The 13,804-nt window shown below is 62.0% G+C and carries 13 protein-coding genes; 9 read left to right on the forward strand and 4 right to left on the reverse strand.

Features of this window, described 5'->3' with window-relative positions; translation table 11 throughout:
- From rplI to rpsF, 4 genes are all read right to left on the reverse strand, one after another.
- Positions 1–417 (reverse strand): 50S ribosomal protein L9 (gene rplI / locus ABD243_RS09845; protein WP_344364877.1); only part of this gene is annotated, 417 nt, incomplete at its 3' end.
- Between the two features lie 17 nt (positions 418–434).
- On the reverse strand, positions 435–674 hold the full coding sequence (gene rpsR, locus ABD243_RS09850; RefSeq protein WP_003800144.1) for a 30S ribosomal protein S18: 240 nt from the start codon (positions 672–674) through the stop codon (positions 435–437).
- Between the two features lie 125 nt (positions 675–799).
- A complete protein-coding gene (locus tag ABD243_RS09855) occupies positions 800–1,372 on the reverse strand; it encodes a single-stranded DNA-binding protein (RefSeq protein ID WP_116766774.1) in 573 nt (190 codons plus the stop codon).
- Positions 1,373–1,427: 55 nt separating this feature from the next.
- Positions 1,428–1,733 (reverse strand): 30S ribosomal protein S6, encoded by a 306-nt coding sequence (rpsF, locus tag ABD243_RS09860; protein ID WP_026266755.1) that lies wholly within the window; start codon positions 1,731–1,733, stop codon positions 1,428–1,430.
- Between the two features lie 260 nt (positions 1,734–1,993).
- On the opposite strand from rpsF, the gene ABD243_RS09865 reads away from it, so the two are divergent.
- The 9 genes from ABD243_RS09865 (at position 1,994) to ABD243_RS09905 (ending at position 13,803) form a co-directional block, all read left to right on the forward strand.
- Positions 1,994–2,677: a DUF1345 domain-containing protein gene (locus tag ABD243_RS09865; RefSeq protein WP_344364881.1), complete on the forward strand. Its 684-nt coding sequence runs from the start codon at positions 1,994–1,996 to the stop codon at positions 2,675–2,677.
- A gap of 178 nt (positions 2,678–2,855) precedes the next feature.
- A complete protein-coding gene (locus ABD243_RS09870) occupies positions 2,856–5,729 on the forward strand; it encodes a helix-turn-helix transcriptional regulator (RefSeq protein WP_344364883.1) in 2,874 nt (957 codons plus the stop codon).
- Between the two features lie 604 nt (positions 5,730–6,333).
- Complete coding sequence (locus tag ABD243_RS09875; RefSeq protein WP_344364886.1) at positions 6,334–6,993, forward strand: acetyltransferase; 660 nt, start codon at positions 6,334–6,336, stop codon at positions 6,991–6,993.
- Positions 6,990–8,129, forward strand: coding sequence for a DegT/DnrJ/EryC1/StrS family aminotransferase (locus ABD243_RS09880; RefSeq protein ID WP_344364888.1), 1,140 nt, complete (start codon positions 6,990–6,992; stop codon positions 8,127–8,129). Before ABD243_RS09875 ends, ABD243_RS09880 begins: the two co-directional genes overlap by 4 nt.
- Positions 8,126–9,580 carry an oligosaccharide flippase family protein gene (locus ABD243_RS09885; protein ID WP_344364891.1) on the forward strand — a complete coding sequence of 485 codons (1,455 nt, stop codon included), beginning with the start codon at positions 8,126–8,128 and terminating at the stop codon, positions 9,578–9,580. Before ABD243_RS09880 ends, ABD243_RS09885 begins: the two co-directional genes overlap by 4 nt.
- Before the next feature lie 29 nt (positions 9,581–9,609).
- Positions 9,610–10,854 carry a glycosyltransferase family 4 protein gene (locus tag ABD243_RS09890; RefSeq protein WP_344365306.1) on the forward strand — a complete coding sequence of 415 codons (1,245 nt, stop codon included), beginning with the start codon at positions 9,610–9,612 and terminating at the stop codon, positions 10,852–10,854.
- Positions 10,851–12,065 (forward strand): glycosyltransferase, encoded by a 1,215-nt coding sequence (locus ABD243_RS09895; protein WP_344364894.1) that lies wholly within the window; start codon positions 10,851–10,853, stop codon positions 12,063–12,065. The genes ABD243_RS09890 and ABD243_RS09895 overlap by 4 nt, the downstream gene beginning before the upstream one ends.
- 1 nt (position 12,066) lies before the next feature.
- Positions 12,067–12,951, forward strand: coding sequence for a glycosyltransferase (locus tag ABD243_RS09900; protein WP_344364896.1), 885 nt, complete (start codon positions 12,067–12,069; stop codon positions 12,949–12,951).
- A 426-nt stretch (positions 12,952–13,377) separates the two neighbouring features.
- On the forward strand, positions 13,378–13,803 hold the full coding sequence (locus ABD243_RS09905; protein ID WP_344364898.1) for a hypothetical protein: 426 nt from the start codon (positions 13,378–13,380) through the stop codon (positions 13,801–13,803).
- Position 13,804 lies beyond the last annotated feature (1 nt).

Genomic DNA, 13,804 nt, shown 5'->3' on the forward strand with positions numbered 1-13,804 from the left:
GGAAACGTCGTCGTGCAGACGGACGTTTGCCTGGTAGGAACCGGTCGACTTGATGTGTGCCGGCAGTTCAACCTTGCGCTTGTCGATGCGGCCCAGGCCAGCGGCCTCAACAGCGTCGGCCACGTCGCCCTGCTTGACGGTGCCGAACAGGCGTCCGGTTGCGCCAGCCTTGACGACCAGCTTGACCGGCTTGGCGGAGAGTGCAGCGGCCTGCTTCTGAGCGTCTTCCAGGGAAGCGTGCTCGCGGGCAACGCGGGCAGCCTTGATGGACTCAACCTGCTTCTCGCCACCCTTGGACCAGGTCAGGGCGAAGTTGCGGGGCAGCAGGTAGTTACGTGCGTAACCGTCCTTGACCTCGACAACATCGCCAGCAGCACCGAGACCGGTTACTTCGTGGGTCAGAATGAGCTTTGCCATGTTAGTTAATCCCTTCCTTAGCCGCGGCCAGCGCCGGAGTAAGGCAGCAGAGCAACTTCGCGGGCGTTCTTGATTGCCTGGGCGATCTTGCGCTGTTCCTGCACCGTGACGCCAGTGACGCGACGGGCGCGGATCTTTCCGCGGTCGGAGATGAACTTGCGCAGCAATGCTACGTCCTTGTAGTCGATGACAGTGATGTCAGCGGCCTTCAAGGGGTTGGACTTTGGTTTGGGCTTACGGAGTTCAGCCTTAGCCATCGTGGAGCTCCTATTCGATGGAGCCCGTGGATATTGATCCACGGGATGGTGGTGATCCGGCGCAGTCTGCACCCGGCCGCCTTGCGGCGTCCCGGCGGCTTTCGTTGCCGGACCTTAAATGTTGTTTAGAAGGGAGGTTCGGAATCCGGGCCGTTGCCCCAGCCGCCGCCTGCATTGCTGACCCCGGGCGTGGCCCAGGGGTCTTCCTGCGCTGCGGGCTGGTTGCCGCCCCAGTTTCCACCGGCGTTGCCGCCCTGGTTTCCACCAGAGTTGCCACCGAAACCGCCGCTGTTGCCGCCGCCGAAGCCGCCCTGTCCACCCGGAGCGCCGGAGCGCTGGGTGCGGTTGACCTTGGCATTGGCGTAGCGCAGGCTCGGGCCGATTTCATCGACCTCGAGCTCGATAACGGTGCGCTTCTCGCCTTCTTTGGTTTCGTAGGAACGGCTCTTCAGCCGGCCGGAGACGATCACGCGCATGCCCTTGGTCAGGGATTCGGCGACGTTCTCGGCTGCTTCACGCCAGACCGACGCGCGGAGGAACAGGGTTTCCCCGTCCTTCCACTCATTGGACTGCCGATCGAAGGTACGGGGAGTAGAAGCGATGGTGAAATTCGCTACGGCCGAACCGGACGGTGTGAACCTGAGTTCGGGGTCACTGGTGAGATTACCGATGACCGTGATAGTGGTTTCGCCTGCCATCTACTGCCTCCTTGTGCGTTCCTGCGGGGATGAAGATTGAAGGTTGACCGCTGAATTACTCAGCAACAACTTTCTGCTCTTCAGGGCGGGTGATCTTGGTGCGCATGATGGTCTCGTTGAGACTCAGCTGGCGGTCAAGTTCCTTGGCGGTGGCCGGCTCAGCGGTGAAGTTCACCACGGCGTAGATACCTTCGGACTTCTTCTGGATTTCGTAAGCCAGGCGACGACGGCCCCAGATGTCAACCTTTTCGATGGTTCCACCATCGTTGGTGATGACGTTCAGGAACTTCTGAAGCGACGGCTCAACGGCACGCTCTTCGACCTCGGGGTCGATGATTACCATCAATTCGTAAGGACGCATATGTGAACCCACCTCCTTTGGGCTAAGCGGTTACGGCATTTCCGTAACAGGAGGTTCATTTGCGGTGCCGTGCGATGCCCGGCCACCGGAACGGAGGCAGGGCGCAGCACAGACTTCAATATCTTAGTGCATCGTGGCTTGTTTCGGCGATTCCGTGTCCCCACCGTACGGGTCCCGCGGCAGGCCCCGGAAGGGCGGGGGCGGCCATGTGGATAACTGCGGCGGCGAGGTGGTCGCCGTCGGCATGCCATGATCGGGGAATGAACACCGGATCCCGGCCCCGACGTAATGTCCGCATCAGGAGGAGCCGCCTGCGTTTCGCCGTCATGCTGCTGGCAGGGTTGCTTGCCGCAACGGCAGCCGGCCTGACCGGGCACTGGGTTCAGGCTCCCACCATTGGCTGGTGCGGCGCTGCCCTGACCTACATCGTCTGGATCTGGCTCGTCATCGGGCGCCTCGATCCCGCAGACACACGGTTGCACGCCACAACAGAAGACCCGTCTCGGAGCACGACGGACCTGCTTATCCTGGCCGCAAACATGGCCAGCCTGGCGGCGGCAGCGGCGGTCATCGTGGATTCCCACAACAACACTGACACCTTGTCCCGGATTGCCGGCGGCCTGCTCGCCGTGGTTTCGGTGGCACTGTCCTGGACGCTGGTCCAGACGCTCTTCACCCTCCGCTACGCGGAGTTGTACTACGGCACGGGCGCGAAGGCAGGCTCCCGGGTGGGCGGCATCGACTTCAACCAGAGCCGGCCGCCGCAGTACACCGACTTCGCTTATCTGGCCACGAGCCTCGGCATGACCTACCAGGTCTCGGACACCGCCCTGCAGAACCATGGCATCCGGGCCGAGGCGCTCAAGCACAGCCTGCTGTCCTACCTCTTTGGGACCATCATTCTGGCTACTACCATCAACCTCGTGGTCGGCGTCGCCGCGTAGGCCGGAGGGTGGGGGCGCCCTCGAGTTGTCCGCCGGGTCAGGCAATGCGGATAGTTCTTCTGTCTGGTCCGAGTACTTCCGAGCCCCACTACTCGTGTTTTGCAAACCCTGTACTCGATTATCCGAACTTCCTAGTCCCCGGGTAGAACACAAGCTACATTGTCATCAGCGCAGCCATTTGGTCAGGGCTTACGGTCCAGTCTGGAGCGTTATCCCGGACCATTGTTTTGCAAAAAGCGTTGGCGTGTCGAAGGTGAATTTGTCAGTTCGGGCTGCTTTCTCTTTTCCGAAAGAGGCTGGAACCCTGACTGAAAGGTCTCTTGGGGATGGAATCGGGGCACCTATGGTTTTGTTTGGCAGGGAAAAGGAAATCGTCCGTGTCATAGCGCTGATCCGGAGCCCCCGGGAATCCGCCCTGGCGGTCACGGGAGGCCGCGGAAGCGGCAAGTCTTCGCTGCTGGCGGAGATCCCGAATTTGCACGACTACAAGACGGTGCTCCTCCGCGCCAATCCGTCAGAGTCGACGTGGCCCTTTTCCGGTCTTACGGCCCTGCTCAACGGAATCGACGATCCCGCACTGGCGCCCCTCACCGACTACGTGGCCACCTCGCCGCGCGGAAACCTCGACGCCGCCGATATTTCAACGATGCTCCTCTCTGCGCTCCGGCAATGGTCCGCAGACCGGACGGTCGTCGTTGTTGACGACGCTGAGCAACTGGATCCTGCCAGTCAGATCGTTCTCGGCTTCGTGGCCCGTCGCCTCGCCGGCACAGGGCTCGTGCTCATCGTCAGCATGCGCGGCGAGACGCCGCACAGTCCGTTTGCCCGGATGGCAACGCTTCGCTTGGAGAATCTGAGCCATGGCGACACTGTGAGAATGCTCGAATCCATGTCGCCTGGACAGGTCGGCCAGGCAGCAATCCACGCTGTTGCCACGGCCACTCAAGGCAATCCCTTGGCAGCGATTGAGCTCTACAATGAGCTGACTAAGCGCCAAATCCAGGGGAAATACGCCCTCCCCATCCCCTTGTACTTGAATGGAAGCTTTGAGCCTGATCTGGCGGCATCGATTTCGGGGCTGTCGCCGCGTGCGAAGCGGGCGGTTGATCTCCTTTCCCTTTCTTATCGGAGCAGCGCCGATCTTCTGGAAGAAATGCACGGGGACCTGTCGGCCGGGGTGGATGAAATTGTCTCTGCCGGAATTGCCGTCCGAACCGGATCGTACGTCAGAATTCAGAACCAAATGCTACGTGCCCATATCTTCTCGGCTATGCAGCCGGCGGAAAGAACCGCACATCACCACGAGTTGGCTGCGGCCGCCGAAACCGCGGATCACCAGGCGTGGCCGTGGCATATGAGCTACACCCCGGCCATGCGCCGGGACACGTCCTTCAGCCTGCTCCGCCATGCCGTTGAGCTTGCGCGGGCGGAGGAGACGCAATCCGCGATCGAGTACATCGAGCGGGCCCTCGCCATCAACCCCTGGGAAGCGGAGACCGCTGCCAGACTGGGCACGGTCGCGGAGGTGTTGTTCAGCAGGGGAGAATTCGTCCACGCGAAACGCTACCTGGACTGGGCACAACGGATCACGAAGAACCGGGCCCTGACGCTGCGCCTCACCGGTCTCGATTTCCAGATGGAGCTGATGAAGGGCAATTCCATGCGGCCGAGCATGATGATTCGGTTGATCAAGGAATTCGGGCATCACGATCCGGGACTCTCCGCCTGCCTCCTGTCCATCGGCGCCCTGCACATGGCCGAACGCTGGCAGGTCCAGGACGCCGGGCAGCTGTTGGAGCATGCGGAGCAGTTCCTGGGTGACGCGTCCGGCGAAGCCGTGGCCGTGAACCAGCGCGCAAGGCTTCTGGCCGACGCCGTCAAGGGGAGCGTTGATCGGATCTCGCGAGCTGCCGACGGCGGCACCAACAGTTCCCCCGCGTCGCTGCTGCTCAAAGGCCGCGCCTTGACGTACGCCGAGAACTACGAAGGAGCCCGCGACCTCTTTTCCCTCGTCCGGAACTTGAGCGGGGCCAGCGACGCGAACTGGAGTGAGACTGCACGGTACTTCGCGGCGGACAACGAAATCCGCGCCGGGAACTTCCGTTCCGCCGTTGCACTGATAGACGAGATTGCCGGATCCCCAACAAGCCAGCAGTATCACCGCGGGATGCGCAACAACTTCCTCCTCTGGCGGGCCCATTCAGTCGGCGACACGGTGGAGGCTCAGGCTTGCCTCGCAGAGGCGCAAAAGTTTGTCAGCGCCGACGCACCTCCACGGACGGTAGCGCAATTGTTCGCGTGGCAGGGGCATTTTGCGCTGATGCGCGGCGAGCTTGAGGAGGCGGGAGCCCTGCTGTCCAGGGCTGCAGAAATTGGCATGGACTTCAGCAACCCCGCTCTTTTGCGCTGCGAGTCGGACCTGGTTGAAGTGCTGGTCAAATCAGGTCACCGTCGCGAGGCCGCCCGTGCCCTCACCAGGATGGAATACAGGTCAGCCGGCCTGAAATCCCGGTGGCTGCTGATGGCCGTGTCCCGCTCCCGCGCCCTGGTTGCGGAGGGCGAACGCTCCTTGGAGCTCTTCTCACAGGCCCTGGATTCGTGGCAAAAGGACGATTCCCTCTTCGAGCGGGCGCGGACACTTCTTTGCTATGCCGAGCGGCTGGAGACTTCCGGCAGGCCCAAGGACGCCAAGAACGCCCTACTGAGATCTAAGGCGCTTTTCGAAGAATCGGGCGCCGCGTCTTGGACACAACATGTGGACGCGATGTTGCTCGGCGACGGCGTGCGGAATGTCCCGGAGATCCAGAGCCCGGCCCTGCTGCTGCTCTCGGACCAGGAGCGCGAACTTGTTCAGCTCGTGGCCCGGGGCCGGCGCAACAAGGAAATCGCCGCATCGCTGTTCGTGTCCGTCAGGACGGTTGAGGTGCGCCTCACCGCGATTTATCGAAAGCTGGCGGTCCAGTCCCGTTCCCAGTTAACATGCCTCGTATCGGCCGGGGGAACCACGCCACCACCGGAGTTGGCCCGCGAGGCGTCCCCGCTGGCTGTTTAGCGGCCCCACTGCTACCCACGACTTCCGGGTTCTGCACTGAGCGGGCCGAGTCGCGCCCTCGGACAGGGCCGCCGCCCCGCCACGTTCGGGCGGACGACATCCGCAATCCCGCAGATCCCGCATACTTCCCCTGCTTTGACCACATGGAGCCGCCGTTTTCCGTTTTTTGCTGTCGTTCAGGGCTAGTTTTTTTCCTAGCGCACGGAGTGAACAGCTGAGACGGGTCGATGTGACCGGCCTCCGCCGGCAAGATCCGGAACGAATCGGCTTCGCGCCCACAGGTTGGGCGAGAAAGTAGGTGGGGGATGACAGTTTGGCCAGTGGCACGTCAGTTCAGGCAACCTGACAGGAATAGTCCGACCCCAGTCGCGGAGCGCCTCTTTATATGGAACGCGGCCGCGGCCGCCCCTCACAGGTTCAACCTTGCCGTCACCGGCTGGGTTGCCGGGTCCGTTGCTGCACAACGGACCCACGAACAAGAGCTGGCAGCTTCCGGACCTGACGGAACCCACGTTCGGAAGCTGCCAGCCGACCTCGCCCGCGGAGCTGCGCTGAAAGCTCAGCGTCCGCGCGCCGGCGTCCCGGGCAACGGGAGGGTGACCCGGTGAGCGAGCTGTTGTTGATCTCCGCCAGCGGCCTGGCACGTGAGGTTCTGGCCACGGTTCGCAGCAGCGGACGCTATGACGTCGTCGGCTTCCTTGATGACGACGAGGAATTGTCCGGAATCGAAGTGGACGGAGCCCCGGTCCTTGGAACCATCGATGACGCGGTCCGCTACACCCACGCTTTCCTTCTGGTCTGCGTGGATTCCAGCCGTCCCCGAAAGGCCGTCGTGGAACGCTTGAATGCGATGGGTATCGGCACCAACCGCTATGCCACCGTGATCGACACGACGGTCCGGATGCCTGAAGGCTGCCGGATCGGCCGGGGCAGCATCCTGCTGCAGAACGTGACGTTGACAGCCTCGGTCACCCTGGGCGCCCACGTGGTGGCCATGCCGGGAGTCACTTTCACGCACGACGACGTCGTGGACGACTACGCAACGTTTGCCGCCGGCACCTCCCTTGGCGGCGGCGTGAGGATTGGCCGGGCGGCTTACCTGGGAATAAATTCCAGCGTCCGGGAACGGACGTCGGTTGGAGCCTACGCCACAGTGGGGATGGGCGCCGCGGTACTCAGCAACGTGCCCGACGGCGAGACCTGGGTGGGTGTCCCGGCGCGCGAGATGGACCGTGAACCATTCGGATTCAGGGGCGGACAATGAGCGCGGGGATACCGGTGCGGGCGGACACTTCCGTACCCTTAGTGGACCTGGTGGCCCAGCAGGCCGACGTGAACGCGGAGGTCATGGAGGGACTCGCGGAGGTCTTCAGCAAAGCGGCCTTTATCGGTGGACCGGCCGTGGCACAGTTCGAGGCTGCATACGCCGAATTCCTGGGTGCCCGGCACTGCGTAGGCGTGGCCAATGGAACTGATGCGCTGGAACTGGCGTTGCGGGCGTCCGGTGTTGCGGCCGGCGACGAGGTCATCCTTCCGGCAAACACCTTTATCGCCACAGCGGAGGCGGCGAGTCGGATCGGTGCCGTCCCGGTACCAGTCGACGTCGATCCTGAATACTTGCTGATTAATCCTGAGGCCGTAGCAGCCGCTGTCACGCCGCGTACGCGGGCCATTGTACCGGTGCACCTTTTCGGTCAGACGGCCTTCGTTGAGCGGCTCATTCCTATTGCCTCGGCCTGCGGCGCCGTGATCATCGAAGACGCCGCGCAGTCGCAGGGCGCCACCCGGTTCGGCCGTTCAGCGGGAACGCTGGGGCTGGCGGCCGGAACCAGTTTTTACCCTGGCAAGAATTTGGGGGCGGCCGGCGACGCCGGTGCGGTCATGACCGACGACGCCGGGCTGGCGGCCCAGGTGCGGACGCTCAGCTCCCACGGGAGCTTGAGCAAGTACGTGCACGATGTCGTGGGGTTCAATTCGCGTCTGGACGCCGTCCAGGCAGTGGTGCTTCGCGCCAAACTCGTGAAGCTCCAGATGTGGAACCAGCGGCGGCGGGCTGCAGCTGAACGGTACAGCCGCATGCTCGCTGAAGTGCCGGGGGTGGAAACCCCCCGCGAGGCTCCCGGCAATGTGGATGTCTGGCACCTGTACGTCGTTCGTGTTCCTGACCGCGATGCCGTGCTCGCTGCCCTTCAGGCCGTTGGAATCCAGGCCGGGGTCCACTACCCGGTGCCCTTGCACCTCAGTGGCGCCTACGCCGTTCCGGGGGTGCGGGAAGGCTCGTTCCCTGTCGCGGAGCACGCCGCCGGCCGAATCATTTCGCTGCCGCTGTATCCACACATCACGGAGGCCCAGCAGGAACGCGTGGTTGGGGCCCTGATCGAGGCCAGGAAGTGGTCATGAAGCCCAGCATTGAAGCACCCGGGGCCACCAATGCCTTCGCGTGGAGTCTTCTCAATACAGCGCTCTCCCGGCTGGGAACTTTGGCGATCGGCATACTACTGGCCCGCCTGCTCGGGCCGGAGTCGTTCGGAACCTTTGCAATCGCCCTCGTGGCCCTGATGGCCATCCTCAGTTTCAATGAGCTCGGAGTTTCTCTGGCAATCGTCCGATGGCCGGGGGATCCGCGGGAAATTGCCCCGACGGTCAACACCATCTCCGTCGCTGGCAGCGCCGTCTTCTGCTGTGGTGCTTTCTTCGCAGCGCCGCTTTTCACCGCAGCGATGGGCGACCCGGAAGCGACTGACGTGATCCGGGTGCTCATCGCCAGTGTCTTCATCAATGGGATTGTTGCGTCACCGGCCGCGCTTCTCCAGCGGGGATTCCGGGAAAAGACCCGCCTGGGTATAGACCAGGTAAACGTTTGGATTGGAGCAATCCTCTCAGTCCTTCTGGCTGTAGCCGGAATGGGAGCGATGGCATTGGCCGTGGGCCGCGTTGCAGGCAGCCTCATCTCCGGAGCCGTGTTTCTTGCGGCCTCACCCCTCCCGTATCGGTTTGGGCTGGATCGTTCGCTGGTTGGACCCTTGCTTCGCTTCGGGATGCCGCTGGCCGGCACCAGCCTGATCTTTTTTGCGGTCAGCTACGCGGACCAATTGGCGGTAGGTACCATCCTTGGTTCCACCGCTCTGGGTTTTTACGCGTTGGCATTTAACCTTTCCAGCTGGCCTGTCAGCATCGTCGCCCAGCCACTTCGGCGGGTCGCCCCTGCTTCGTTTTCTGCCCTGCAGCATGACCGTGCCGCAATGAACGCAGCGCTAACCTCCATCATCGCCCTGCTGGGATCAGCAGCACTTCCTCCCGTCTTCTTCCTCGTGGGAAGCGCGGTCCCCATAGTGGCCTTCATTTACGGCCAGGCCTGGCTGCCTGCCGCTTCTGCACTGTCCTGGCTTGCCGTAGCAGCGATCTCTAAGGTGTTCTGCGATCTTGCGTATGACTTCCTCGTGGTATTGGGAAAGTCCGGGACGGTCCTGATGATCCAGGCCGCGAGCCTCCTGGTGCTGGTACCCGCGCTTGTCGCCGGGGCATCATGGTTTGGTTTGGCGGGGATCGCCGCGGCCCAGGCCTTCGTTGCCTGCAGCGTTGTATTGCCCCTGTACCTTTGGCAACTGCAGAAGAGCGGCATACGGCTGCACCCGATTGCCAGGAAGATGCTGCTCCCCCTTGTGGCTTCGGTTATTACGGGGTTGTTGGCGTGGACAGCGGCATCAATGATCCCGGACACGCTCCTGGCTCTCGTCGCCGGAGGCGTTGCCGCGCTCGTGGTTGCCGCGATTTTGGTTCGTAGGCAAGCAGATCAGTTCAGACTACTGCGAACCATTGGCCGCACCGCGCCTAAGGAGGTTCCGGCGTGAGGATTCTTGTTTACCCCCATGACCTGAATATGGGCGGAAGTCAGCTCAACGCAATAGAACTGGCAGCTGCGGTGCGCGCTCTGGGCCATGACGTGATCATGTTCGGCCAGCCCGGATCCCTGAACCTTAGAATCAAGGAGTTGGGACTGGAATTCATTGCCGCCCCGAAGCCGCACCACCAGCCATCCCGCACAATCGTACGTGCACTGGCCGACGTCATCCGCGACCGGAAGATCGACATAGTGCACGGCTATGAATGGCCACCCGCCCTTGAGTCCCGGCTCGCCGTCGACCGCAGCCCTGGAACAGCCGTGGTGTGCACTGTGATGTCCATGGCCGTTGCGCCGTTTATTCCCAAGACGATGCCCCTGCTGGTGGGGACGCGGGAAATCCTGGATGCGGAAGTCGCCTTCGGTCGTGCCAGCGTCGAGCTTCTGGAACCACCTGTCGACGTCAAGCTCAACAACCCTTTCCTGGAACTGCCGTTGGACGACTTCCGGCAGCGTTGGAACCTTAACCCTGACGCCTACACCGTGGTACTGGTCACCAGGCTTGCCCAACAGCTGAAGCTTGAAGGCATCCTTACCGCCATCAAGGCAGTTGGCGCCTTGGCCGGGGAACTGAAAATCCAACTGCTCCTGGTCGGTGACGGTCCAGAGAGGGACGCTGTGCGGGCCAAGGCTCAAGAAATCAACCAACTGAACGGCCCGGGAACAATTGTCCTGACCGGTCAGCTCGAAGATCCGCGGCCCGCGTACCTGTTGGCAGATGTGGCTTTGGGCATGGGCGGCTCTGCCCTGCGCGCCATGGCCTTCGCCAAGCCGCTGATCGTTCAAGGAGAAATGGGCTATTGGAATCTGGTCACCCCTGAAACACTCCCCGACTTCCTGGAGCAAGGCTGGTTCGGAGTCGGTCCCGGCAAATATGCAGGGGAAGCCCGTCTGGTGGAAATTCTTCGCCGGCTCCTGCCCGACGACAAGCAGCGGACGGCGCTCGGCGAATTAGGCCTTCGGACCGTTCAGGACAGATTTTCTCTCGACCGGGCCGCCCGGTTGCAGGAGCACTTTTACCGTGAGGCTCTGAGGGCTCCCCGGCGATCCAGCCCGGTGACGGACGCTCTGGCCGTACGGCTGCTGATCAAATACCAGGTGGCCGCCCACGCCAAACGGCTCTTTGGGCGGCTTGCTGCCGACGATTTCAACGCAAGGCCAGTCAGGGCGCGAACCGCTCCACGCGCAAAGGGATCCAAAACGAGTCCAGCGAGGATGCTGTGAAAATTCGAGACAGCAAAGCCGACAGGATCTTCGTCTACATCCCAGGGAATCGGTGGGACGACGTCGAGGGCACTGACCAACGCCTGGCCGCGGCGCTGGGGGAAAACATCCCTGTCTTGTGGGTGGACCCGCCGCTCGCCGTCCATCGCTCGTTCGATCGTGGTGCACGGCCACTGTTCGGAGGGATTGAACTTCAGGACGTTGCATCCGGTATCACGCGAGTGCGGTGGCTTTTTGTTCCCGGCGCCACAAGGGAACCCGTGGCCCCCCTCACGGCGGCTGCGCTTTCCATCGTCATCAAGAGTTGCCTGAAAGTAACAGGTGGCAGACCCGTCGCCGTCATGTGCACTTCGCCTGTCATGACCATTCCGGACGGAGTCTCCGGCACAAAGATTTTGTATGTCACGGACGATTGGATCTCGGGCGCGGATTTGATGGGGCTTTCCCCGAGGTTGGTCAAGAAGAACCTGGCCCGCAATCTGCAACGTGCCGACATCACTTTGGCAGTGTCACCGCATCTGGTCAACACCCTCAACCAGGAGTCGGGACTGCGAGTCGAAGCCGGACTCCTGCCCAATGGTTGTGTTCTCCCCGCGAAAGCTGCCAAAGGCAATCGAAGCCGAACGGCTGCACTTGTTGGAACGCTGAACGAACGCCTGGACATTGCGCTGCTCGAAAAGCTGGCTGAATCGGGTATATCGCTGCTCGTCATCGGACCCCGTACCGACAAGGACCCGGCGGTCGGTGCGCGGCTGGACCGCTTTCTTGCCTCTGACACAGTCCGCTGGCTCGGCAAACTGCCGGCAGCGTCCCTCCCGGGTTACCTGGCCACTGTCAGCGTAGGCCTGACACCCTACGTCGACAGTGAATTCAACCGAGCCAGCTTTCCCCTAAAGACCCTGGACTATCTGGCAGCAGGTTTGGCGGTAGTGGCCACGGATCTCCCCGCCGTGCGCTGGCTGGAATCCGAAGACGTGGCGGTGGCGAAGGACCACACCGAGTTTCTGAACCTGGTGCACCTGGCTACGGGCACGCCATCAGATCCGGCGATCGAAGACCGGCGCCGAAGTTTTGCCAGATCACATGCTTGGAGCGCCCGGTCGTCCGCCTTGCTGGCACTTCTGGGCGCACCCTCACCGGACCGTCAGATCAGCACATCAGCGAACACAACTGCCAGCAACCGCACCGCGGTCAGCTTAGCGAAGGAGTGACATGCGAACCGACGTGGACCACGTCATATTGACCCGTTTCAATCTTCCCTCCGAAGGCGCCGAAAGCACCGTCCGCGCCAAAGAAGGCTGGCTGCGCACGCGCGTTGAGCTCTTCGAACGCTATTGCCTGCCGTCAGTGGAAAACCAAACAGTACGTTCCTTTCACTGGGTGATCTACTTTGATCCGCAAAGTCCAGAGTGGCTGAAAGCCAGGATCCACGAGCTAGCCCTTGGGTCCATGTTCACACCGATTTACCGAGCCAGCGTCAATCAGGCGGAACTCGTGACGGATCTTCGCGCGGTTACCGGCTCGAAAGCGCCGCGCCTGCTCACCACGAACTTGGACAACGACGATGGTCTGGCCTCAGATTTCGTTGCCCGGCTTCAACGAGCCCCCGCCGGCGAGCAACGTACTGTCATCTATCTGGTACACGGACTCATCCGTTCCGGAACGGGGCTGTATCTCAGAACCGACAGGGCAAATGCATTTTGTTCTGTTCAAGAGGATTGGGATTCTGCACAGACGTGTTGGGCCAACTGGCACAACCTGCTTGGCCGGACCATGAATGTCATTGAAATCGGGGGGGATCCTGCCTGGCTTCAAGTGATCCACGGAACCAATGTCAGCAACCGGATCCGAGGAAGACGCACAACGGTTGACACCTTCGAACCGTTATTTGGCGCCCTGCTGAACGGTGCAGTAGACCCGGGGCGCGCGGCTCTCGTCCGCGACCTGCTGGTGGACCGGCCGGGTCGCTATGCCAGGGATCTGGGGCGTGGCGCGCTCAAACGAGCAGCCATGTCGGTGCTGGGAAAAGAGGGCATCGACCGGCTAAAGGCCGAGTGGGCATCCCGCCCGATGCAGCGGAACCAGATTTCCCGCTGAAAGCACAAATGTTTTGCACCGTGACCTCGTCGGATCACGTGAATGGAAGAGGGGAGCTGGGCAATGTTCTTGCACAATCTTGGTTGGGGACTCCTGAGACGGTGGTACTTCGTCCTGGTGGGTATCCTCATCACAGCAGCTGGAGGGCTGTTTGTGTGGACCGCCGTTCCCCCCTCATACCAAGCCACCTCGACAGCTGTCCTCCTGCCACCCTCTTCATTGGTCGGAGAGAAGGGAAACCCTTACCTCTTCATGGGTGGCCTAGATCAGGTAGTGTCTGTCCTGACTGTCAGGCTCAGGTCCGCCGAGGTCGCAGAACCGTTGATTCAAGGCCGTGGAGACCTGAGCTATTTGGTGGAGAAGGACCCCGCTTCCCCAGGGCCCATCATGCTTATAACAGCCACCGGTAACTCAGAGGCAAGCGCCATGGAACTACTGGGTGAGGTGGTACGGGTTATTCCCGCGAACCTCACCGTGATGCAGGACCAGCTTCGGATTCCGACCTTTTCCCGAGTTGAAGTCATGACGATCGTTCAGGACCATACCGCGGTCCTCCTCATTAAGGACCAGTTGCGCGTGCTCCTGGCCGCCGTTGCGGGCGGGCTCGCAGTCACCGTTTTGGTGACGGCGCTGTTGGATCGGGTCATGATATCTAGGAGAAAAAGGCGGGATGAACGGCGCAATCAATCGTCGAATCAGATACCAACACTTTTACAGGAACCGGAAGCTCCGCATCTCGAGGTACAGTCCTCCGCCGGCAGGCGAGCCGCGGGCCCAAGCAAGGGGAATGTGGGTAGTGCTATCGCCCGGGATCAGGAGTTTGATATTCCGACCGCGACATCGAACCCGTAGC

This window comes from Arthrobacter humicola (assembly GCF_039531445.1).
GTDB classification, from domain to species: Bacteria; Actinomycetota; Actinomycetes; order Actinomycetales; family Micrococcaceae; genus Arthrobacter; species Arthrobacter humicola.

Excerpts from the sequence above, each read along its gene's own strand:
- rpsR (WP_003800144.1), bottom strand. The coding sequence starts at position 674 with ATGGCTAAGGCTGAACTCCGTAAGCCCAAACCAAAGTCCAACCCCTTG.
- ABD243_RS09855 (WP_116766774.1), bottom strand. The coding sequence starts at position 1,372 with ATGGCAGGCGAAACCACTATCACGGTCATCGGTAATCTCACCAGTGAC.
- rpsF (WP_026266755.1), bottom strand. The coding sequence starts at position 1,733 with ATGCGTCCTTACGAATTGATGGTAATCATCGACCCCGAGGTCGAAGAG.
- ABD243_RS09865 (WP_344364881.1), top strand. The coding sequence starts at position 1,994 with ATGAACACCGGATCCCGGCCCCGACGTAATGTCCGCATCAGGAGGAGC.
- ABD243_RS09880 (WP_344364888.1), top strand. The coding sequence starts at position 6,990 with ATGAGCGCGGGGATACCGGTGCGGGCGGACACTTCCGTACCCTTAGTG.
- ABD243_RS09885 (WP_344364891.1), top strand. The coding sequence starts at position 8,126 with ATGAAGCCCAGCATTGAAGCACCCGGGGCCACCAATGCCTTCGCGTGG.
- ABD243_RS09890 (WP_344365306.1), top strand. The coding sequence starts at position 9,610 with ATGGGCGGAAGTCAGCTCAACGCAATAGAACTGGCAGCTGCGGTGCGC.
- ABD243_RS09900 (WP_344364896.1), top strand. The coding sequence starts at position 12,067 with ATGCGAACCGACGTGGACCACGTCATATTGACCCGTTTCAATCTTCCC.
- ABD243_RS09905 (WP_344364898.1), top strand. The coding sequence starts at position 13,378 with ATGGAACTACTGGGTGAGGTGGTACGGGTTATTCCCGCGAACCTCACC.